Origin of the sequence: Chungangia koreensis, assembly GCF_042651785.1 — a bacterium.
Taxonomy (GTDB): domain Bacteria; phylum Bacillota; class Bacilli; order Bacillales_A; family Planococcaceae; genus Chungangia; species Chungangia koreensis.
Genome location: NZ_JBHSEC010000002.1, coordinates 299,920 through 319,876 on the forward strand (window position 1 = coordinate 299,920; position 19,957 = coordinate 319,876).

Genomic DNA, 19,957 nt, shown 5'->3' on the forward strand with positions numbered 1-19,957 from the left:
TACAAAAGAGGTTACATATGAAAAGCAGCTCCCCCTTATAAAGAAGAGGAAGCTGCATTTTTTTGTTCAAAAATGTTGAAAATCACCCGGTAAAGGATTGCACTAATTACCGCGAGCAAGGCAATGATCATGAACGTCCAGAAAAAACCGAACCAAGCTGTCATCGGTATAGAAAGAGGTGCAATCATTCTCCCAATCGTATACCGCAAACTCGCAGCAGCAAAATACTGTCCCCGCTTATCCTCAGGCGCCAATTTCGAAATGAAACTTTGTTGGATCCCCGTTACGATCAACTCACCCAATGTGAAGAGGAACATCGCAATGACAAATATATAAAAATGTCCGAATAAACCGAAGATGACCATCGAAATTGCATACAAAATGGAGGAAGTGAAAAATACATTCTTTTCTTTGAATCTTGTTACCCATTTTGTTAGTGAAACCGTCAAAAGAGCCACAATTAATCCATTTTCAGAAATGATGAAACTGAATGCCTTTTCCCCTGTGATGATTAGTTCTTTGCCGAAAAATGTACCTAATGATTGTCTGTCGATCACTTCAGACATATATACTGGCAGGAGAAGATCCAGCTGCATAAAAGTTTGAGCTATTAAAACTCCAGCGAAGATAAACAGCAAGAACAACTTGTCTTGCATAATAATCCCGTATTCTTTCAATTGCATCTTAACTGCTCCTATAATTCCACTCGATTTCTCCTTCATGACCTGCATAGTCTCAGCAGCCAATGATTCTTTTGTAAACTTATATAGAATCCAAGACAGAAGCAGGCACACTGCAGAACCGAATAAAATCAAACCGAAACGATGCTGGAAGAAGAAAATCCCCCCTAAAATCGGTCCGATGACAACAGCAATATTTGTTGACGTATAGAAAACGGCAAATACCCCACTCCGATGCTCCTCCGGAACTAAGTCTGCCACAACCGCCTGACTTGCCGGCCAGTAAAACGAGCCGAAGACACCCGCCAACGTAAATCCGATGAATGCCAGCATAGGCGATTCAAGGAACGGTGAATTCCCGATTGCAAATAGAAGGAAGGATATTCCCTGCCCTGCCGCTGCAAAAACCATCATCGTCCGTCGCCCAAACCGGTCTGCACAATAACCGCCGACTAAATTGGCGGCTACCGAGAAGACTTGTGAAATAATCATTAACATGCCTGCAGCCGTCTTTCCGAACTCATCGGCAAAATAAATCGCAAGGAACGGGAAGAACATCCAGAATGTTATATTCATGAATGCTTCTCCTATTAACCTTGCTTTCAAACTACGATCCCAATCTTTTATTCTCATGTTATACCCCAATGATGTTTTTCTCTTATCTTATCATTGTGAATATTGCTTACTCAATGCTTCTCCACAAATAAAGTGATGCATAGCTCATGAATGGTGTCCATTGTGGGAAGTGGGCAGCCATATCTTCAGCTTTCGGCTTATCATCCAATCTCCAAAGTTTTTTAAGTGCATTCTGAAGCCCGATATCTGCAATCGGGAACAAATTAGGCCTTCCTAAACCGAAAAGAAGGAAATTCTGCGCAGTCCATGGACCGACGCCCCGGTAATGAGTGAGCGTACGGATCACTTCATCGTCATCGAGCAATGAAAGTGAATGGAGGTCAAGCTCTCCTTCTGCGACCGCCTTCGATAATCCAATGACATATTCCGCCTTTCGTGTACTGAACTGCATCTCACGGAGGGTTTCTGGCGTTAGCTCCGCTACCCGTTCCGGTTCTGGATAGAACCAAACTCCGTCAACCTGGTGTCCGAAGGAGTGAACAAACCGCGTAGTTAATGTATGTGCAAATTTGAGATTTAATTGCTGATGGATAATGCTTTTTGCGAGCGAACCATAGAGATTGAACTCTCGCACAATCGGCGTCCCTCTATGTTCCTTGAAGATTTCTGCGAGATTAGTTTGTTGGAAGTGGTCATTAATGGGCTCTAAAGAGCGGTTGAAATGGAAGATTTCCTGAATGTGCTGGAATTCTTCCGGCGAATCTATCCCGTTAATTTCGAATACGGGACTCTCCATAGACCCCTTCCCTTGCACGGTCGCTACCTTATAGCCAGGCAAAGGAACCCTGACTTCTTTCCTCTCTTTATCAACAGCATGTAAAGGATCCAGCGACAGCCGATCCAACACTCTATCAAAATCGTACGGGAACGATAACTCAACTCTTTCCATTCTTCTCTCCCCCAGATTCAGCGAACTTTTTTAAATTATAGCATTGACTTTGCACTTATTCTCGATATAATAGAACTTGTCCCAGATATTCGATTCCGTAGCTCAGCTGGGAGAGCGCTACCTTGACAGGGTAGAGGTCGCTGGTTCGAGCCCAGTCGGAATCATAAGAAAAACCCTTGATACACAAGGGTTTGTGGAAAGCATTCTTCTTAAATGGAGGGTGCTTTTTTCTATATTGATGTTAATTTGATGTTAAAATGTAAGACAAGCCATTGCAAAAGATGGTAATTGTTTAGATAGCTGCTCCTACACCTGCCAACAAATCAATGAAAAGTGGTGACATTTGCACAAGCACATATCCAAGTCCAGCATTCATGATCAGTTTGAATCCATTATCTTTCAACCCCACCATAATCATTAATGCTCCACCTGCCAACATTACTCCTGCCACAGGTAATGAAAGAGCAATAATCAAATCAACAAGCGGATCGAATGCAGAAATAATTTTCTGTTTTACAGCATCAGAAATCGGACCACTAACAGCAATCATCTGCTCTTCGTAAAAGCCTCCTGGCATTACCTGAGTGGTACTTGCATATGATGGACTTGAAAAGTAGGTGCTTGATGAATAACCACTTGCGACGGCGGTTTCAGTAATCAAATTACCTACAATCGGAATGGAAGCGAGTGCAGCGAGTTTCGTTGTTACTGGCTTCTTTTCTTTTGGTTTCGGTTCATATTTCTCCTTTAGATCATCCAGATAAGACCTTGCCATATAATCTTCAATACGGATTGTCGTCATGTTGTTTTCCCCCTTATCGTTTTGCTTGCTTATATGCTTTATAAACAGTCAAACCAATGCCGATACCCTTTGCGACTTTATCCATATCCAATTTCCGTTTCTTCCTCTTTGGTGCAGGTCTCTTCTTAGCCTTTTTAATAGCCGTCTTAGCCATTTCTCCATCCTTCCTTATCTAATATCATTCAATGTATAAACACGTCCTGTGAGACCTTCCATAAGCTCTCTGAGGCTTTCTCTACGACTCTCTAACTCTGTTATCCAAATGAGGTTAAAGGGTTGCCCAGTAAGTTCTTTAATCTTTCTGTACTTCTCAATTTTCTCTTCATTTTTAGCCATTGTTTGAGAACAATCAACTTCCACAATTGCTGGAATGTTATTCATCATGAACTTTGCATCACAAACAATATAGGTTTCCCCGGCTTTCATCTTGACTTCATTTTTCCATGTCTCCGGACATTTAAGGTAGATGTACAGTTGATTCCTCAAAATGAAGTGTTTAATATTCGCTGTCTTTCTACGTTCCACATCACTTCTAACTCTTTCCCGACCTTCTTTGTTTAGATAATAGACATGCTCTACACCTACTGTGAAGGAAGAAAGATATTGAGACATATCTTTCAATATCCTATTTGCATTCCGGACACTTTTTAGATCATGTAGCTGCTGAATCTGTGAACGAGTTAAATAATCAAGCTTCTTCAAACTCAAGAGAATGCTGTCGATTCGATTTTGTTTTGCTAACGATTGTTTGTTCATGTGGACCACCCTTTCTCATAAATGGTGCGATTAGGTCACTGATTTCGTCATTTGTCATGTATGGTGTTTGAACGATTATATTTTTATTGAGTTGGTATATGGCGCGCCCTCGAATCTCCGGAAGATCCTCAGCCCCTCCTTCGTCCAGAACTGCCCTTGATTGAATGTTAGTTTTAAGTTTGAAGCACACTCTTGCTCCGATGTTTGGTCTAACCTGTGAAGGTATGGTTTCGTTTGTCGGATATTGAGTACAGTAGATTAGGTGATAACCTGCTCCCCTTCCCCTTCGAGCAATATCTGCCACAATGTCCATGCAAATACCATCCTGTGCCATATCAGCAGCTTCATCTACAATGATGAAGTGTCGGTCCTTTATGCCCGCTTCCCTTGTATCCTCGAAACCACTTTCAACTATCTTTTCAAGCATGGTATTCATATTCTGTTGGACTGTTTGAAGGATTTGGCGGGCCTCTACAGGGTTTCTACCGTAGTATTCGACCTGTTGCATATTAGAGAACCTTTGGAACGCTGTACCGCCCTTTAAATCGATTAAGGATAGATGTACATAGTTCGGCTGTTGGGTGATAAGAGAAGTAACAAGCATCTTCAGATATTGTGATTTTCCGAAGCCTGTCGTCCCTGCTACGATGATGTGAGGTGTTTTAGCGAAGTCATGATAGATAAATCCTTTACGGTTCTCTCCAACCGGCACACGCCATCCAGTGGAGAAATATGAGTCATTCCATTGTAGGTAATCCGATAATGGTTCATTGTACACTCGAATTTTTAACATGCCGTCAAAGTCGATATCAATTTCTTTCTTGCTCTTTTTTGGCTCAATCATTTGCTTAATCTGTGGAAATACATTTTCATTCCACCTGATGTTCTTTAGATCGGATGGATTAAACTCCAAATACTCATGTCGAACATTCAAACCATCCTCCAATACATGCTTAGCTTCTTGTACCTGTTTGGAAGACATACCAAGTGGTAATTGGTAAACGTATTCCGTTCCTCCCTCCACAGTTCGTTTCTTCTGTAGACGGATCGTTTTTGTCTTTCCTTGTTCCTTCACCATCATTCCTGTGTTAGCGAAAATCCGTTGAATCTTTTCGGCATCGTTTGTTGCTGGTCCGTTTTGTTTTAAATAAGCCCATCCTGCAATTCCGGCCATTACAATTGTTGAGCCGACTTCAAGAATCATTCATCTTCCCCTTCCCTATCGATTTATTATTTTTTATTTTTTTATTTTGAAAAAGAAAAATTAAAAACATCTCCTATCAAATTTCAAAGCGATTTAGTTACCACACAACGCCACCTTCCTTTAGGTATTTATGGAATAAATAGTTGCTCATAAGAGGAATGTACCTGACAGCTAATCCACGACTGTTTACAGCGGTTTTTTAGTTGTTCCTGGTCTTCTTCCAAGTAGGTATATACTCAGGTATATTCTAAGTGAGGTAGTCTTATGACAATAAAAAAACAAAAAAAAGGAGGACAAAGCCCCCTTTTTCATCACTTTACATCTTCAGTTAGTCCTAATTGTTCATAAAAATCTTTTGTCTCCACAGTGGGGGTAATGTATCTAATTTCATTTCCATCCCTATAGAGAAGGTGAAAACTGCAATCTGATGATACTCCTTTATGAATTGAACTAAGGTAAGCATGAACAGTAGCAAGACGACTCATAAAATTCTCCACTGTCTGTTCCTCTTTTGCCAAGGAAAGTACCTTATAATAGTTTGCCCTGTCGTTCTCTGGATCCGGACTTTGAAGAATTAAAGGGTATCCCTCTCCTAATGACGCTGCTATTATGTCTACATTCCAAGTAAGCTGGTTATAATCAACCATTCCAGTTAAGCCATTTTGGAAGAAACCAAACAAATTACAAGTGAAGGCTCTGCCTTTTATAAATCGGATGATATCTTGTTCTTCCTCAGTTAATCCTTTTACAAGACCATTCTTTAATTCGTAAATTAGTATTTGTAGTCTATTCGCACAATCCTCCAAATCACTTTCCGGATAGATACGTTTAGCCATTTCTTTTTTAATGAGATCCCCTGCAAGCAAATAGCCAGTTGTAGAGATTAAAACCTTATTAGTTAGCCTAAATACTTTTTCGTGTTTTAACCCGGTTTCCTGAATGCTATCTTGAATCGGTTCAAATGTTTCTGGTTCATAATATTGATATGTTACTTTCGAGTCATTAGAGACCAAAACAAACTCATCTCTGTATGCCATTCCAATGACTAAGCTCATAACTCTTCACCTAACATTACTATTCCACCTGGCACTGTTTTTGTAGGGACTGCAAACGCATCTATGTCTTGAGGTCCGTTCATGTTGTTGTAACGAATGCTTACTGTTTTTGTTATCGGTCGTCTAAGTTCTTCATTCATCCTATCCACGAAGCCATTAGGTTTTTCTTGATAATTAATGTCTTTGAATATCTCTTCCCCGGCAATATCATTAATTAATCTAAGTTCGTCCTGTGCATTTTCCAGTTTTCCAATTTGCGTATCGATCTTTTCATTCTGGTTCTGATATTCAGCAGTATTGATTTGTCCGGATGATAACAATTCACTAAGTTTTGTTTTCTGTAATTCTAATTTCTCAAGTTCTTCGCTAAGTTGTTCTCCACCTTTACCTTTTTCAGCATTGATGCCGACCTGTGCAAGAATGATTTCCTCATACTTGAATTGAGCTTGTTCTAACTTAGCCAACTCTTGATCTATTGTCTTATTGATCTCCATCCGCTTATCTTGTTGTTTTCCGTAAGTGACAATCAACTCTTCAGCTCTTAGCTTCTGATTGCTCTTTTCCATCAAGATATCTTGCTCTCTACGAATCTTGCTATCTAACTGGATTAATTCTTCAGCATTTGCACCGTGCTTTTGCTTTTCTAAGTCGAGAATGTTAGCTTCATGCTTTCCAATCTCATACTTAAGTTGTTCTGTAAGTTGATTTTGTTCTGTAATCTGCTTCTCTTTTTCTATTATTTGTGAGTTTAGTTCATTTTGCTTCTGTTTAAGTCTGTTTTCCTGTTCCAGTCCCTTAATCAAAGTCTCTCGTGCTGAGTTTTCAAGTTCTTTGGCTTTCTCAACATTTAATTCTTTAAGTGCCTGTGTATTAGTTGCATAAGCCTCACCATGAGAACTAATGGCTTTCACAGTGTCGGGAGCCTTATCAATTACTTTCTGATTGAGTTCCAAGAATTCATCCATCTGCTCATTGGTCAAAGTAGATTTTTGAAGAAGTCTATCCTGTTCATCTTTTAATGCAGCCACTTTCTCTGGTGCCTTGGTCTGAGCAAGTTCCCTTTGAATATCTAAGTATCTTAACATCTGGTCATTGCTTAATTGATTCTTAGATTTTAAAGAATCGAAGCTTTCAATGAGTTTGTCATTTTCCTCGATTTCCTTCTGCTTCGTCTCTAAAACTTCCAAATTGATTTCGTTTGCTTCCTTGTATGCAGTAACTCCTGCACCTACTGCCACAGTTAGGGCTCCTACACCAGCCACAGTTAACCCTACAGGACCAGTTAAAGCCGTTAATGTTCCTGCAAGTCCTCCATTACCTAAGACACCTATTAATGGTCCTGCTGATTTCATAATGGCTCCTAAACCACTTGCCATATGACCGCCTGCTAAAACTGCTGGACCGATTGCCGCCGCTAACCCTGCAAACTTTACAATGTTCTGTTGTGTTTCAGGCTCTAAATCTTGGAACCTTCCTGTGAGGTCTTTAAGTACAGTAGTCGCTTCTTTTAAAAACGGAAGCAATGCAACCTGTACCGCATCCCCTACTTCACCCATAGCAAGCTTAGCGTTATTCAAAGCAATCTTCGCTTCATCGATTGGATCCACAGTATCTTCAAAAGTACGTTTTACAGTTCCAGTAGCCTTTTCTCCTGCATCGGCAAAGTCCCCAAGGTTTATGGTACCTCTCTTGATGGCATCAACCATTCTGACAGCGCCTTTAGTGCCGAATACTTCAGTAGCTACATTCAAAGCTTCTGTTTCATCTTTAGCACCTTCAATCGCCTTCATAGTGTCTTTTAGACCTTTTTCCATCGTCTTACCGTCTTTAGCAAATACCACTTGCGCCCTGCTTAGACTGGATAGTGCTGCAGAAGAATCAACCCCGGCTTTTTCAAAGCTACCGATTAATGCCGTACCTTGTGCGAATGACAAACCTAATGCTTTAATCTGTGGAGCACCTTCAACAGCTTTATCGAATAGGAAGTCCACGGATTGACCTGTATCTTGCGCTGTTTTTGTTACGGCATCTAATACTTGTCCTAAGTCCTTATTCGCCATGCCATAGGCTTGAATAGCTTGTTTGGCTTTGATGGATGATTGGGTAACATCTGAACCGTTAATGTCGGAAAACTGAAGCATCAGTTGTGAGTTATCTTCTAATTCCTTACCAAGAAAGCCGAACTGTGTATTCACTTCACCGATTGCTTCACCAACTTGCGCTAAATCGTTAGGCACTCTACTTGCAACCGTTTGAAAGTTTTTCTCCAATCCGTCAATTGCGTCTCCAGTTGCTCCGGTCTTTGTGATAATGGTGTCCATTGCTTCATCCACTTCACCAAAAGCCGCTAAACCTGCTGCGCCTACAGCTAAAATTGGAGCCGTTAAACCAGCTGAAAGTCCAGTACCTACAGTTTTAGCTTTATCACCGAAAGCCTGAAGCTTATCTCCATTCTTGTCCATCGACTTACTTAATCGATCCCACGCACTTTCAGTTTTATTCGCTTCAACTTCTTGAAGTTTCAATGCTGCAGTAACATCTTTTAATTCGGTTTCAGTTCGGGCATATTCTGCTTGTGCTTTATTTAATTTGATTGCTAAGTTTTCAGCTGCTGCTGAATTCGCTCCTTGTTCCTCCACAGCTTTCTGATAGGCTTCATTCAGTTTTCTTACTTTTACATCTTGAGACTCAAGTAGTGTGGATAACGTTTTTTGCTTAGTACCAAGTCCATCTAACGAGTTTCCCCAGTCTTTACCTTTCGCCCGGACAATCGCCATTTCTTGACCTAATGCTTTGACGTTTCTGTCCACACTTGCTAAAGACTGTTCAAAATTTGCTGAATCAAGAGATAGACCAACTCTTAAACTGCCTACTTCGTTTTCTGCCATCTTTCCCACCATCCTTTTTTTATAAAGAAAGGCCGTATTTAAACGGCCATCTCCTTTTTACACGTTAAGTAATGCTCTGGTAATATTACTCTTCGTTTGTTTGGCATTTATGGAGTTTACTTTTTTGTTGTATCCCTCCATTAGCCTGTTTTGATATTCTCTTTTGACTTTGCTTATAATTTCCTCTGGAATAACACCATAAGCTCCTCTAATGTCATATCCATTCTTTAACATTGTCCTGAGTACTTCCTGCTGAATGACTGACTTATCCATAATCCTCACCCCCTTTAAGCTTCATTAATTCCCATCAAGTCAGGTAAATCATCAAAAGTTAATTTTTTCGGTTGTTCAATATCCACACGTTCACCAACAATAATTTCAAAATCCTTACCTTCTATCAGGAATGCACCGTAGGTTTTTACATTCTTTGCTAACTGTCTAAAAGCATCAATCCCATTGTTACCTAACGCTTCACGTGCCAAAGCTTTTACGATGCCAATTCGTGTACCTTCTGTTTCCTTTGGATCGTTGTAATGGAAATCAATCTTACCTGATACTGTCTTCATATTTTCATCGTTAACCAATGCCAAGTCTTGTTGAGTGACAGGACGTACAGGTCCTCTTTTAAACTTATCCCTAAAATGAACTGCTAACATTTCTCTGGCGAAATCGGATTTTAATTCCACGCTGTATGGATAATAAAACAAAGGAGTACGATTCTCTATCTTTGCCACTTCTAATTCATAATGGTTCATTATTTAATACCTCCTAACATTTTTTGAAGAATTGACGGCTTTTGTAATCCGTTCGTCTTCACTGGTTCCGTTGCTATTTTCTTTAATGCCTTGAATAATTTCGCACCTTTTTCACGAGCTTCTTTAGAGTTTGACTTTTCTCCCGAAAAAGCTAAACCATCTGCATGATAAAACGGATTATCAATACGAGGATCTATTGTTATTTTCTGATCTAATAAAATATCAATCTTCTTTCCAATCAACTTACGAGCTTCTAATTTTTCAATGTTTGTTAAAACATTCATTAACGGCTCTTCTAATCCATTTATGATTTCAAGAAGCAACTCTTTTTGTGTAGCTATTTCCAAATCAATCTGTTCTTCTTCGTGTACACGATTAAACGCTACTTTACTTTGATGTTCTTCTGGAATGGCAGGTATGAAATCACTTCCGAATTTAATTTCATATTCAAGATCTTTTATCGTGTTATTAATGCTGTCGAAGATTTCTCGTGAACTTGCTTTTTCCAGTGACTTTTTTGCGATTTGCAACTTTTGTTCAGTTGATAATGAACGGTGTACTTCTTCCTGTCGTTCCTTCACAATTTGAATAACTTTTTCAGATTCCACAAAATATCTTTTTTCATTGATTAACGCTACTGATTTCATGTTTTCATCCTCTTTTCTAATGTTTTTTATTGGTTAAAATACTTGGTCAGCTATTGCTATTAGTGGAATTACATACCCCTCCCCCCCTATGCGAGAAATAAAAATCGTAAAATTTTAGACAGTAGATACCCTCCACCGGTGGGTAGAGAAAGAAATATCGTTGAAATTATTTCGGCGGGGGGACTTTTTTACCACATTTCATCCGATGCCCACCGATTTTCCTTTCTTTCGAAGACTCTTCCATGGATTTCGTTATGACAACTCACACAAAGTACTTCTAAGTTATCGATATCCAGTGCTAACTCCGGATGATCTTCCAGTTCCTTGATGTGATGAACTACAAGTTGTATCTTTTTCCGTTTCGCTTTCTCACTGAATTCATTAGTATCAATGGTGACTAATCCATTCCTCCTGCATCTCTGGCACTCATTGTTGCATCGTTCCATGGCCACAGTTCGGAGTCGTCTCCATTTGCCACTGTCATAAAACTTTCGCTTCTGTTCCTGAGTCCTGTATTCGCTCAACCGCCTCCCTCCTTTTCTTCCTTTTGTTCTCAGCCAGTATCTCTGCTTCCAATCGTTTGATTCTCTTCTTCTGCCTTTCAATCTGCAACATGAGATTATGATTCTTTCCTCGATTGACTAAGCCTGCCACAGTGTATCACCCTCGCCTATCCCACAAACTCAATAGCTTTCTTCGCTCCTCCTGGTTCCGTTTATGTTCCTCAAATTCTTCATCCGTTAGGTAAACAAAACGGCCACCAATAGAAACATGATGCTTCCCTTCGTTCGGATCCTTTTTCTTTTTGAAGTTTTCCGGATGAATGTCCTTGTATCTTCTAAACTCTTTGGAAGACATTGCTGTTCGTTCTTCCTCTAATCGAAGTTCTTCCTCTCTTAGATAGTCTTTGACTTTATGTAGAATGGAGGAAATGACTTCTGGATTAACAGACTTCTTCTTTCTGAAATATCGAATCATGATGATTCGTTCCTGTTCATTTACTAATGAAAGTAATTGCTCCCATCGAAAGTTGAGTTCATATTCCTTCCTCACTTTTCGGTCATACCGTTCCTTTGCATTAATGATTTTAATTGCCTGCATTTCCGTTGAAGCTGATACCATGCTGGTAAAGTCGTGATGGTAACTAACAGACGGAATTCTGATATTTTCATAGAGTTCTTGATAAAACTCTGCCCTGAGTTTTTCCAATCGGATAGCTCTGGATAATGCATTGGCCAAATAACGTACTTGCCAAAGGTTTTTCTTAAGGATCTCTTCTGCTGTTTCCACTTCGTTAATAAGTTCATCCAGTTGCTGCATCGTTACCACCACGCTTTCCGATTAGTTTTTACTTGCCTTGTATTGCTTCAGTAGTTCAACGTTCTCAGGCTTGTCCATGTCGATTTTGAGATAATATCCTGTTGCTTTATATGCTCCCTCCAAGCAATGAGCAACAACATGCCCTTGATCCATTCCTCCATGATCGTGATATCTTACACAGTTAGGGCACCACGCTTTCATGTGAAACGTTCCATTCCTCGCTTTATAGGGTTCCGCCAACAGTACGGCAATGCCTTTCTTTCTTCCCATCTCAAGCCCTCCGTTTCCTTTTGATTTCTTCTAAAAAGCCTTCAGCAATTCTGTCCATTCTTGTAAGTTCTGCGTGTCTTTTACTGATATGACTGAGACTGAAATTAAGTTCAGTAGCTATCTGTTCTAAGGTCTTTCCTTCGATATACTTCATTCTTAGGATTTGATTATCCAAGCCTTTGAAATGGTTGATTCTCTCCAACAATCCCTCTTTAAATTCCCGTTTGCCAGCCAGTATCTTCTTCAAAAATTTAATGCTTTCTTCCACGATTTGTTGATTTCGCTTCACAACGTCTATTGAATTCTGTTTAAACAAATCGCCACCTTCTTGCCATCGAGTTAAGTCGAGTTGGTGATTTTTTATTTCAAATTCTAATGCGGATATTTCTTCATCTAACTTCAAATACTGCTGCAGCCATTGCAATGAATTCACCTACTTTCACAGAATTATAGGAAAAAACCTAAATTCATAGGAAAAATTTTGAGATGTTAGGAATTTTCCTATGTAGTTCAAACCTTGGTATTACTGTATTCTCTACAAATATAGGAAAAATAGGATGTTTTTTTATATAGGGTGTATATATAGCTACATGAAGGAGTACAAGACATTCTTTCATGCATATATGTTTTTTTACTTCCTATATTTCCTATAATTCCTATAAAGACTTATAAACCGTTGATACATAAGGGTTTTGTAACATAGGAATTTTTTAATTTTAGAATCTTAATTTCCTATGTTTCCTATGTGTTCCTTTCACGCTTTTTGAAATCGAATCCTAATTCCTCGACTAATTGATGATTAACCGGAATCACTTGAAGGTTTCTTCCATTATGGAAAAGTTGCTTGTAATCGACTTTTTTGCCCTTCGCTTCAAATTCGGAAGTTATTCCACGTTTTCGCCATTCCCTGCGGATCAAATGCACTTCAGCCTTTAAAAATTCTTTCAGATAGGCAGGAGTAAGATATAAGACACCATCTCTATAAACTGCCTTTGTCATACCGAAAGGCTCTTGAGTGTAATAGATCGAACTTCTATTTGAATCCAAGTCCATTAATACCGCTTTCATCATTTCCATTGGCTTGTCCGTCGCTTCATTTTCAAGCGCAATCTCAGTGAATAAGTGGTAGAACAATCTAATGTCAAAGCCTAAGTTAAAAAACTCATTAACTACATTTCCAGTGAATACAACGGCCGCATAATGTATGGCTAAACGTTGAAGCACTTCATTACCGTTTGCTTTTTCTTGAAAGAAATCTCTTAACTTATCAAAACGTTTAAGTTCATTTTCCTTCCGTTCCTGCCACAGTTTGATGAATTCGATGCCAATTGCTCCATGGTTGTTTTCGATTGCCTTATAAATCTTTGAAAATAATTTAAAGTCCGGATTATTAAATGGTTGATCCGTCAACTGGATAATACGTGCTGCGGCTCCACCTGCTCGTTCGGCATATTCAGAAAGGTTTACTTCTCCAGTCGTAAGCATGATATTGTTCCAAGTAAACTCCCTTTGACTACCTGATGTAGTTCCCCGTCCTTTACTTCGCCCTCCACTGAATCCGTAAATGATGGATTGCAAAACCCTCTCATCCGCTTTTCGTGTGTCGTCTAAAATTAAGGGGAAACTGTTAAGAAATGCAGCTTTTCTTTCAATGCTTGTCTTTGTTGCATTCCATTCAGATACAAGGTTATGATCCCCCCAAACAGATGAAGCTGCTCTTAAGGCTGTTGTCTTCCCTTGTGATGTACTGCCGCTTAAATCTACAATGATGGGAGTCAAATGAAGATCTTTTAGTATGATTGATGCAAAAGAAGCCATGACCATGAATGCCGCCTTTGGATGGTCCTTAACAATGTCAAATACTTCATTCTTCCAACTATCAACCGTTCCCCTCACAGTGAATGCTTCCAGTAGTTGCTTTTCTCCTATGTCAGGCGGTAATATTTCAACTTCCTGTGACACCAAAGGGTGAATAAAGGCTTTCTTTACATGTCCAATACGTTCAACCATGTTGCTCCTATTAATCTCATTAAATGTTAGGAACCTATCAAAATATTGGATCAGGTCCTTTGCGTTGTTGTCATTTACAGCAAGTCCGTAATCAGCTAATTTCAACAAATCTTTCTTAACTGCTAAACTGCCGGCAGGAACAATTTCCTTATATGGCCGTCCTCGATCATTCCACTGTATTTCATAAAAAACCTGTGATCGTTCAAAGTTCTCGAATGACTTAGAAATGTAGGGAGCTTGTCTACAAACAATCACTTTTTCTTCCTGTAATTCTCCATCGACTTTCACAGTTTTTAATTTGAAAAGAGCACCATTTTGAACTAAGAAAGGCTTTGGAATTATTTCTGATTGATTATGCTGTTCGCTTGGTTTCCATGGCTTTGGACAATACGCTTTATTGAAAGTGCGGACCCGGTAATCTTCCCTATCCCATTTTCTCGTGCCGTCATTGCTTATTTTTTTTGACATTTGGTATAGTGCAGACATTCTGTATAGTCTATCCATCTGTTCATGGTCATTGTTGGTATAGAAAGCAAAATGACCACATAGCGCTAAGTCGGCACTCGATAAATCATAAGCATATTCCGAAATATCACCTTCAAATAACCTTTTTATCTTCTCTCCATTTTTCGCTTTAAACATTATGGAAAGAACTTCTTTGTCCGTTAGATGGCTTTTGTTTTCTGAATTAATGCTAATTACTTCAGGATCTTTCTGTTCTTTTGGAAAATACTTATTTGATACGTAATCAATGAAATTTTGATTTTTTTCAATATCAAGCCAGCTATAAACATCGCCTGTCACCGTTACAAAACGATTAGAACCGAAAAACTCAATGCCATTTTGTTTGGTACCTATCCAGTCCGGTTTCTTTCCTTTTAGCCAAATATGCAACCCATTGCCGGATGGACTTTTCTCTGTATAAGAAACGTTGACCAAACTCATTTTGTCTTCTGGAATTTCATCGATACTCTCTGCATCTAAGTCGATACATACAAACGGGTCATTATCCGTTAAAACAAAACCAATTCCGTTAAATCCACCTTTTTCATAAGCTTCCTGTACCACCTGAAATGGAAGAAGGTTTTGCGAATCTTTCCAGTTAATGAAGTTACCGCTTATATCACATGGCCTTTTTGAGTATTCCGTTCGGTTCTTCTGTTTGTTGTATTTCGCCTCAGACTTCCACAGGGTGAACTGCGGATAGGTCTGTAAGTCTTCTGGAATGTTTTCGAATATTGGTTCAGTTACTTGCTTTAAATCAAGAATGGCCATTCAATTGGCTGCCTCCTTTCTCTTATATAAGAACCGTGGTTAAGACAGGCAGCCGCCTGTTGATTCTCCTTGTGTTTTCGCTTATACTATTGGTATAAGTTTTATCTGTATATTTTTAATTGTCATTTGCCTTGACCGTTCTCCTGCGGTTGAGGCTTTTTTTCGCTTTTATCAAGATGCTTACTTAATTTACGAAATTCTGTTTGAAGGTCTGAATGTGCCAAGGAGACATCTTTCAATTTCCTATCCAAGGCAAATAGTAGAACTTCCAACTTCGATTGAACTTTCATGCTTTCATTTTTGTTTTTGGAGAAGCTTAGAACCTCACCAAGTTCCATTTGAAACTCTTCCAGCATCATGTTCGCACTTTTTAAAATGTCAAGATCCACATTGATATCCACAATTGCATTTTCGATATTCAAAATAGTTTTCTTAATATCCACTGTCACCCCTCCTATACTTCTACTGTTTCTTTTTCTTCAGCATTTTTGACCACAAAATCAAAAACAGGAGAGAACTCTTTAGACATTTCCAACTTTGCAGAATGAACGTTGTTAATTGAGTCTCTTATTAAAGTGCGTAATGCCCCCAATTTAATCTGTGTTACGCCATGACGAACGCTATGAGCCTCGATTTCCGGTTGATTACGCATTTCTTCAATAATTTGTGATAACAACATTTCTGCCCCCTGAAGATTTTCAACCTCCATACCGATTTCACACATCTTTTCCTCAACTATGAATGCTGCTGTTTTAATTGCCATGATTAATTTCCTCCCTTTTATTTTCTTTTGATATGTCATTCCAAAGACCACCAAGCATAAAACCGACTACTGCAAAAACTGGGATGAAGACAACTAAATTTCCAAAGTCCGTCATAGCTCCTTCCTCCTTATGCTTGTAATGCTTGCTGATGTTGGTTTATTAACCAGTGTTCAACTGTTTCACGATGGAAGAGAATTTTGTTACGTGCCTTTGCATGAGGAATTTCTCCCAAACGCACCATCGTGTAGATTGTTGTATTCGATACACCAAGCATTTCAGCTACTTCCTTAACAGTTAAAACGATCCTTTTTTCTACATTAGTAGACATTTTTTTAACCTCCCTTTCTATATTGCTTTTGCAATAAATATTGCTTTAGCAATAATATAGCATCCAATTATTTCTTTTGCAATAGATAATATTGCAATTGCATTAAATAAAATTTATTATTAAAGAAAAAAGGAGGAATATTAATTGGACGGATTTGGAGAATACCTTAAAGAAGAGAGAATAAAGGCTGGTTTAACGGTTTCCGAGCTTGCAAATGCTTCATCAGTATCTCAGCCATACTTATCGCAAATAGAAACAGGAAAAAGGAAAGCTTCTATACCGATTATTAATAAGTTGGCGAAAGCCCTTGAATTAGATCAATTTGAAATGGCTGAAAAAGCGGGTTATTACACAGCTGAAGAGATAGCTCTTAGAAAAGAACTTCAAGCCTATGAAGAAAGCAAGACCCCCGAGGAAAGAGACTTGGATAACGAACTTCAAATTCAACACTTCCTTATAGAGGAATTCAGAAGAGAAGAATATCCTGAATTAGATGAAGTTTTAAAGTATAAGAAGAAATTATATTTCAAGAAATATGAGCTAAGCGACGAAGACAAAAAAACAATATATAAAATATTAGATGCAATGTTTGAAGGTAAAGAAGAAAATTATCCGCCAGAAGAAGAAATAGAGAAAAAATTCATGGAACAACAACAATTTCACGAAAACATTCGACAAGTATTCGATAAGGATAAACTTAAAAAGGAGGATTAGCATGGCCAACATCCAACAACGTGGAGAAGGTTCATATTTCTTCACTGTGTATGCCGGCAGGGGTGCTGATGGTAAATACCAGAGGAAAACTAAAACCTACACAGTTGATCCAACGTTGAAGTTATCTCCTAAAAAGCTAAAAGAACATGTTGAACATGAATATTTGAAGTTTAAACAGGAAATTCTGTCGGGTTCCTATGTCGCACCTTCCAAAATGACTTTTGCAACATTTGTTGAACAATGGAAGTCCAAATATGCTGATAAGGAACTGTCAGACACTGCCTATCTTGGTCATGTAAATCGATTGGAGAATCACGTTCTTCCTGTGCTGGCACACTACAACATGGAGCAAATAACTTCCCTACTCCTTTTAGATTTGCTATCAAACCTCAAACGTAAAGATGGTAAAGAAGGGGAACTTTCCTATTACTCAAAAGAGGATATATACAAAACACTTAAGAACGTATTCAAGCATGCAAAAATGTGGAATGTTATACCCACTAATCCTATGGAGGGTGTTTCAAAACCAAAGAATAAAGATAAAACAACCGTGAAGGAATTGAACGTGTATGAACCTGAGGAAGTAGCAGCATTGTTAGAGGCAGTACAAAATGAGCCTATTCATTGGAGAATATTCGTCACTCTCGCTATTGTGGCTGGAATAAGACGGGGTGAAAATTTAGGACTTGAATGGTCCAAAGTAGATTTCCAAAATAACCAAATTGAAATTTCACAGTCAATAGTAAAGGGCAAAAATGGGCCGATAATCAAGGGACCTAAATCAAAAGCATCTTACCGGGTTGTTTCGTTGCCTCAGTCAGTTATGGAAGAATTAAAGGAATACAGAATCCATTGGGTGAAGGAAAAACTTAAAGTTGGAGATTTGTGGGTTGAGGAAGAAAGAGAGTGGCTGTTCTGCAATTTAGACGGTACACACTTTTATCCAGATACGCCAGGTAATTGGTGGAGGAAGTTCACAAAGAGAGCTAACGTACGGTATATTAAGTTGCACGATATGAGACATACATCAGCTACACTTCTTATAGCACAGGGGATTCATGCAAAGGTTATTTCTGAACGTTTAGGACATGCCAACACAAATGTGACTATGGGAACATACGGGCATGTATTGAAGTCTGCTGATCGTGCAGCTGCGAATACTTTTGAAGGTTTATTCAAAAGCAAAACTCAATGATGTGATTTGATGTGAATTTGATGTTAAAATATATTAAAAACTAATATAAAAGGTTATAACAAAAGATAAACGAATATGGTGAAACGTTGATATATCAACATTTAACATAACAAATGATAAAATAAAAAACACTACTTGCTACCTTGACAGGGTAGAGGTCGCTGGTTCGAGCCCAGTCGGAATCATAAAGCGTGAATCCTTGGTACATAAGGGTTTCAAGAGAGGATGTCCAGATGATTGGGCATCCTTTTTGTTATTATTTTCGTTGAAGTTGTCCAAAAGTTGTCCAAACGTCTTTCAGTTTAATCTTTTATATAATAAATTTCTGTCGAACCATGTCGATAATTTATATATCCATACCTTTCCAAATTATTGTATGATGGTGATACATTCTACATAGGAGGTAAGTAATGGATATCTTATTTTTATTTCTTGCACTCATAGCTTTCTTCGCGTCTGCTGTTTTTGTCGTTCTAATGATAGTTTCATTCATTAAGAAACAAAAACCGGTTGCGATGAAGAGATTAAAGATAGCAGGAATATCATTTGCGGTAATGATAGTTTCATTTATTGTGGTTGGAGCAACCGCTGATACAAGCGAAGTTGCTGACAAGGATTTAGTAGAGACGAGTGCACCTAACATTCAAAAGGAAGAAACTCCAGAAGAAAAGGCTGCGCGTGAAGCGAAAGAAGCTGAGGAAAAAGCAGCTGCGGAAGCTAAGGCTAAAGAAGAGGCCGAGGCTAAAGCTAAAGCCGAGGCAGAGCAAAAAGCGAAGGAAGAAGCTGAAGCTGCAGCTAAGGCGGCAGAAGAAAGTGTTCCAAGGGAACATAGAGCCGCTTTGGCAAAGGCAGAAACTTATGCTGAAATGATGCATATGTCAAAAGCGGGTATATACGATCAGTTGACTTCAGAGTATGGAGAGAATTTTCCTCCTGAAGCTGCTCAATATGCTATGGATAACCTTGAATGGGATTGGAAAGATAATGCCTTAAAAAAGGCGCAATCATATGCAGAAATGATGAACATGTCAGATTCAGCTATTTATGATCAATTAATTTCGGAGTACGGGGAAAAATTCACTCCGGAAGAAGCTCAATACGCGATTGACAATTTATAAACATGTAAACCGCCTTCCCTATTAAGGGTTGGCGGTTTGTTGTTTTACCAAAAAAGCCCCCAATTTGAAGAGCAGGGCTGAAGATTACTTATTATTCATCGCTTTCTCATAGGCGCGATATGCCATTACAGCAGCTTCTTCTCGCATCACTGGTCGTTGTGGATAGGTGCCATCAGTAATTTTTAATTCAACTGTAGCATTGAATTCCTTGGCCAGCGACTTAGAAGGTGCTGCATCTTTTTTGTATTCAGGCATTTTCGGTTCCTCCTTTTGAGCCGTCTTAACTTCATTTAGCGATTTTTTCAGTCTGTTTCGAACCAAATTCATGTCAATTCCCGGGCATGAAGTACTCGCACCTTTAAACTCCTTGTGACCTAAAACTCTTTCCACAGGAATATTCAATCGTTTCATAGCCAGTTTACAACGTTCTTCAAATGCTTCCTCTTGAGCTGCAGTAAAGGAACCGTTACCTACTACACAAATATGATATGTGTAGGAGTTGTGATTACCAACACCGTTTGTAATTTCTTCAGGATCGTAGCAAAGTTGAAAGTCAAGTCCATAATCTTGTGTAAAATTACTGGGCAATCATTAGTTGCTGAAATTCATTATTTATAGTTTTCTATTCAGTGGATTTTTCCACTTATATTG

Annotated in this window: 24 protein-coding genes and 1 tRNA gene; 4 read left to right on the forward strand and 21 right to left on the reverse strand. The window is 38.8% G+C overall.

Going from position 1 to position 19,957, the window contains the following annotated elements; translation table 11 throughout:
• Window positions 1-35: 35 nt before the first annotated feature.
• Together ACFOZY_RS03105 and ACFOZY_RS03110 are read right to left on the reverse strand one after the other, a co-directional pair.
• The gene (locus tag ACFOZY_RS03105; protein ID WP_378152140.1) at window positions 36-1,313 is read right to left on the reverse strand and encodes an MDR family MFS transporter; all 1,278 of its coding nucleotides are present in this window, start codon (window positions 1,311-1,313) and stop codon (window positions 36-38) included.
• A gap of 49 nt (window positions 1,314-1,362) precedes the next feature.
• Complete coding sequence (locus ACFOZY_RS03110) at window positions 1,363-2,205, reverse strand: DNA-3-methyladenine glycosylase family protein (RefSeq protein WP_378152142.1); 843 nt, start codon at window positions 2,203-2,205, stop codon at window positions 1,363-1,365.
• Between the two features lie 91 nt (window positions 2,206-2,296).
• On the opposite strand from ACFOZY_RS03110, the gene ACFOZY_RS03115 reads away from it, so the two are divergent.
• Window positions 2,297-2,369 (forward strand) — tRNA-Val (locus tag ACFOZY_RS03115).
• A 128-nt stretch (window positions 2,370-2,497) separates the two neighbouring features.
• Here the strand turns inward: ACFOZY_RS03115 and ACFOZY_RS03120 are convergent.
• The 18 genes from ACFOZY_RS03120 to ACFOZY_RS03205 all read right to left on the reverse strand — a co-directional run bounded on the left by ACFOZY_RS03120 (window position 2,498) and on the right by ACFOZY_RS03205 (window position 16,279).
• Window positions 2,498-3,007, reverse strand: a complete 510-nt coding sequence (locus ACFOZY_RS03120; protein ID WP_378152144.1) for a hypothetical protein — start codon at window positions 3,005-3,007, stop codon at window positions 2,498-2,500.
• A 13-nt stretch (window positions 3,008-3,020) separates the two neighbouring features.
• A complete protein-coding gene (locus ACFOZY_RS03125; RefSeq protein ID WP_378152146.1) occupies window positions 3,021-3,161 on the reverse strand; it encodes a hypothetical protein in 141 nt (46 codons plus the stop codon).
• Between the two features lie 14 nt (window positions 3,162-3,175).
• Complete coding sequence (locus ACFOZY_RS03130) at window positions 3,176-3,763, reverse strand: replication-relaxation family protein (protein WP_378152148.1); 588 nt, start codon at window positions 3,761-3,763, stop codon at window positions 3,176-3,178.
• Complete coding sequence (locus ACFOZY_RS03135; protein WP_378152150.1) at window positions 3,696-4,967, reverse strand: FtsK/SpoIIIE domain-containing protein; 1,272 nt, start codon at window positions 4,965-4,967, stop codon at window positions 3,696-3,698. The genes ACFOZY_RS03130 and ACFOZY_RS03135 overlap by 68 nt, the downstream gene beginning before the upstream one ends.
• A gap of 311 nt (window positions 4,968-5,278) precedes the next feature.
• A complete protein-coding gene (locus ACFOZY_RS03140; protein WP_378152152.1) occupies window positions 5,279-6,022 on the reverse strand; it encodes a hypothetical protein in 744 nt (247 codons plus the stop codon).
• Window positions 6,019-8,910 (reverse strand): phage tail tape measure protein, encoded by a 2,892-nt coding sequence (locus ACFOZY_RS03145; protein WP_378152154.1) that lies wholly within the window; start codon window positions 8,908-8,910, stop codon window positions 6,019-6,021. The genes ACFOZY_RS03140 and ACFOZY_RS03145 overlap by 4 nt, the downstream gene beginning before the upstream one ends.
• A gap of 57 nt (window positions 8,911-8,967) precedes the next feature.
• The gene (locus ACFOZY_RS03150) at window positions 8,968-9,183 is read right to left on the reverse strand and encodes a hypothetical protein (protein WP_378152156.1); all 216 of its coding nucleotides are present in this window, start codon (window positions 9,181-9,183) and stop codon (window positions 8,968-8,970) included.
• 14 nt (window positions 9,184-9,197) lie between these two features.
• Complete coding sequence (locus ACFOZY_RS03155) at window positions 9,198-9,665, reverse strand: hypothetical protein (RefSeq protein ID WP_378152158.1); 468 nt, start codon at window positions 9,663-9,665, stop codon at window positions 9,198-9,200.
• Window positions 9,665-10,312 (reverse strand): hypothetical protein, encoded by a 648-nt coding sequence (locus ACFOZY_RS03160; RefSeq protein ID WP_378152160.1) that lies wholly within the window; start codon window positions 10,310-10,312, stop codon window positions 9,665-9,667. The genes ACFOZY_RS03155 and ACFOZY_RS03160 overlap by 1 nt, the downstream gene beginning before the upstream one ends.
• Before the next feature lie 188 nt (window positions 10,313-10,500).
• Complete coding sequence (locus ACFOZY_RS03165) at window positions 10,501-10,836, reverse strand: HNH endonuclease (protein WP_378152162.1); 336 nt, start codon at window positions 10,834-10,836, stop codon at window positions 10,501-10,503.
• A 136-nt stretch (window positions 10,837-10,972) separates the two neighbouring features.
• Window positions 10,973-11,632 carry a hypothetical protein gene (locus ACFOZY_RS03170; protein ID WP_378152164.1) on the reverse strand — a complete coding sequence of 220 codons (660 nt, stop codon included), beginning with the start codon at window positions 11,630-11,632 and terminating at the stop codon, window positions 10,973-10,975.
• Between the two features lie 21 nt (window positions 11,633-11,653).
• Entirely contained in the window at window positions 11,654-11,902 is a 249-nt protein-coding gene (locus ACFOZY_RS03175; protein WP_378152166.1) for a hypothetical protein, read from the reverse strand.
• A 1-nt stretch (window position 11,903) separates the two neighbouring features.
• Window positions 11,904-12,326 carry a sigma factor-like helix-turn-helix DNA-binding protein gene (locus ACFOZY_RS03180; RefSeq protein ID WP_378152168.1) on the reverse strand — a complete coding sequence of 141 codons (423 nt, stop codon included), beginning with the start codon at window positions 12,324-12,326 and terminating at the stop codon, window positions 11,904-11,906.
• Window positions 12,327-12,643: 317 nt separating this feature from the next.
• A complete protein-coding gene (locus ACFOZY_RS03185; protein ID WP_378152170.1) occupies window positions 12,644-15,187 on the reverse strand; it encodes a phage NrS-1 polymerase family protein in 2,544 nt (847 codons plus the stop codon).
• Window positions 15,188-15,309: 122 nt separating this feature from the next.
• Window positions 15,310-15,630, reverse strand: coding sequence for a hypothetical protein (locus ACFOZY_RS03190; RefSeq protein ID WP_378152172.1), 321 nt, complete (start codon window positions 15,628-15,630; stop codon window positions 15,310-15,312).
• A gap of 11 nt (window positions 15,631-15,641) precedes the next feature.
• On the reverse strand, window positions 15,642-15,950 hold the full coding sequence (locus ACFOZY_RS03195) for a hypothetical protein (protein WP_378152175.1): 309 nt from the start codon (window positions 15,948-15,950) through the stop codon (window positions 15,642-15,644).
• Window positions 15,940-16,065, reverse strand: coding sequence for a hypothetical protein (locus ACFOZY_RS03200; RefSeq protein ID WP_378152177.1), 126 nt, complete (start codon window positions 16,063-16,065; stop codon window positions 15,940-15,942). Before ACFOZY_RS03200 ends, ACFOZY_RS03195 begins: the two co-directional genes overlap by 11 nt.
• A gap of 13 nt (window positions 16,066-16,078) precedes the next feature.
• On the reverse strand, window positions 16,079-16,279 hold the full coding sequence (locus ACFOZY_RS03205) for a helix-turn-helix domain-containing protein (protein WP_378152179.1): 201 nt from the start codon (window positions 16,277-16,279) through the stop codon (window positions 16,079-16,081).
• Between the two features lie 144 nt (window positions 16,280-16,423).
• Between ACFOZY_RS03205 and ACFOZY_RS03210 the strand changes: the two genes are divergently transcribed.
• The 3 genes from ACFOZY_RS03210 (at window position 16,424) to ACFOZY_RS03220 (ending at window position 19,306) form a co-directional block, all read left to right on the forward strand.
• The gene (locus tag ACFOZY_RS03210) at window positions 16,424-16,993 is read left to right on the forward strand and encodes a helix-turn-helix domain-containing protein (protein WP_378152181.1); all 570 of its coding nucleotides are present in this window, start codon (window positions 16,424-16,426) and stop codon (window positions 16,991-16,993) included.
• A 1-nt stretch (window position 16,994) separates the two neighbouring features.
• Complete coding sequence (locus ACFOZY_RS03215) at window positions 16,995-18,188, forward strand: tyrosine-type recombinase/integrase (RefSeq protein ID WP_378152183.1); 1,194 nt, start codon at window positions 16,995-16,997, stop codon at window positions 18,186-18,188.
• 410 nt (window positions 18,189-18,598) lie between these two features.
• A complete protein-coding gene (locus ACFOZY_RS03220; RefSeq protein ID WP_378152185.1) occupies window positions 18,599-19,306 on the forward strand; it encodes an Ltp family lipoprotein in 708 nt (235 codons plus the stop codon).
• 84 nt (window positions 19,307-19,390) lie between these two features.
• Here ACFOZY_RS03220 and ACFOZY_RS03225 read toward each other — a convergent pair whose 3' ends face one another.
• On the reverse strand, window positions 19,391-19,894 hold the full coding sequence (locus ACFOZY_RS03225; protein WP_378152187.1) for a peptidoglycan recognition protein family protein: 504 nt from the start codon (window positions 19,892-19,894) through the stop codon (window positions 19,391-19,393).
• Window positions 19,895-19,957 lie beyond the last annotated feature (63 nt).

Bases quoted from the DNA above. Each gene is read 5' to 3' on its own strand.
- ACFOZY_RS03105 (WP_378152140.1), bottom strand. From the start codon at position 1,313: ATGAGAATAAAAGATTGGGATCGTAGTTTGAAAGCAAGGTTAATAGGA.
- ACFOZY_RS03110 (WP_378152142.1), bottom strand. From the start codon at position 2,205: ATGGAAAGAGTTGAGTTATCGTTCCCGTACGATTTTGATAGAGTGTTG.
- ACFOZY_RS03120 (WP_378152144.1), bottom strand. From the start codon at position 3,007: ATGACGACAATCCGTATTGAAGATTATATGGCAAGGTCTTATCTGGAT.
- ACFOZY_RS03125 (WP_378152146.1), bottom strand. From the start codon at position 3,161: ATGGCTAAGACGGCTATTAAAAAGGCTAAGAAGAGACCTGCACCAAAG.
- ACFOZY_RS03130 (WP_378152148.1), bottom strand. From the start codon at position 3,763: ATGAACAAACAATCGTTAGCAAAACAAAATCGAATCGACAGCATTCTC.
- ACFOZY_RS03135 (WP_378152150.1), bottom strand. From the start codon at position 4,967: ATGATTCTTGAAGTCGGCTCAACAATTGTAATGGCCGGAATTGCAGGA.
- ACFOZY_RS03140 (WP_378152152.1), bottom strand. From the start codon at position 6,022: ATGAGCTTAGTCATTGGAATGGCATACAGAGATGAGTTTGTTTTGGTC.
- ACFOZY_RS03145 (WP_378152154.1), bottom strand. From the start codon at position 8,910: ATGGCAGAAAACGAAGTAGGCAGTTTAAGAGTTGGTCTATCTCTTGAT.
- ACFOZY_RS03150 (WP_378152156.1), bottom strand. From the start codon at position 9,183: ATGGATAAGTCAGTCATTCAGCAGGAAGTACTCAGGACAATGTTAAAG.
- ACFOZY_RS03155 (WP_378152158.1), bottom strand. From the start codon at position 9,665: ATGAACCATTATGAATTAGAAGTGGCAAAGATAGAGAATCGTACTCCT.
- ACFOZY_RS03160 (WP_378152160.1), bottom strand. From the start codon at position 10,312: ATGAAATCAGTAGCGTTAATCAATGAAAAAAGATATTTTGTGGAATCT.
- ACFOZY_RS03170 (WP_378152164.1), bottom strand. From the start codon at position 11,632: ATGCAGCAACTGGATGAACTTATTAACGAAGTGGAAACAGCAGAAGAG.
- ACFOZY_RS03175 (WP_378152166.1), bottom strand. From the start codon at position 11,902: ATGGGAAGAAAGAAAGGCATTGCCGTACTGTTGGCGGAACCCTATAAA.
- ACFOZY_RS03185 (WP_378152170.1), bottom strand. From the start codon at position 15,187: ATGGCCATTCTTGATTTAAAGCAAGTAACTGAACCAATATTCGAAAAC.
- ACFOZY_RS03195 (WP_378152175.1), bottom strand. From the start codon at position 15,950: ATGGCAATTAAAACAGCAGCATTCATAGTTGAGGAAAAGATGTGTGAA.
- ACFOZY_RS03200 (WP_378152177.1), bottom strand. From the start codon at position 16,065: ATGACGGACTTTGGAAATTTAGTTGTCTTCATCCCAGTTTTTGCAGTA.
- ACFOZY_RS03205 (WP_378152179.1), bottom strand. From the start codon at position 16,279: ATGTCTACTAATGTAGAAAAAAGGATCGTTTTAACTGTTAAGGAAGTA.
- ACFOZY_RS03215 (WP_378152183.1), top strand. From the start codon at position 16,995: ATGGCCAACATCCAACAACGTGGAGAAGGTTCATATTTCTTCACTGTG.
- ACFOZY_RS03220 (WP_378152185.1), top strand. From the start codon at position 18,599: ATGGATATCTTATTTTTATTTCTTGCACTCATAGCTTTCTTCGCGTCT.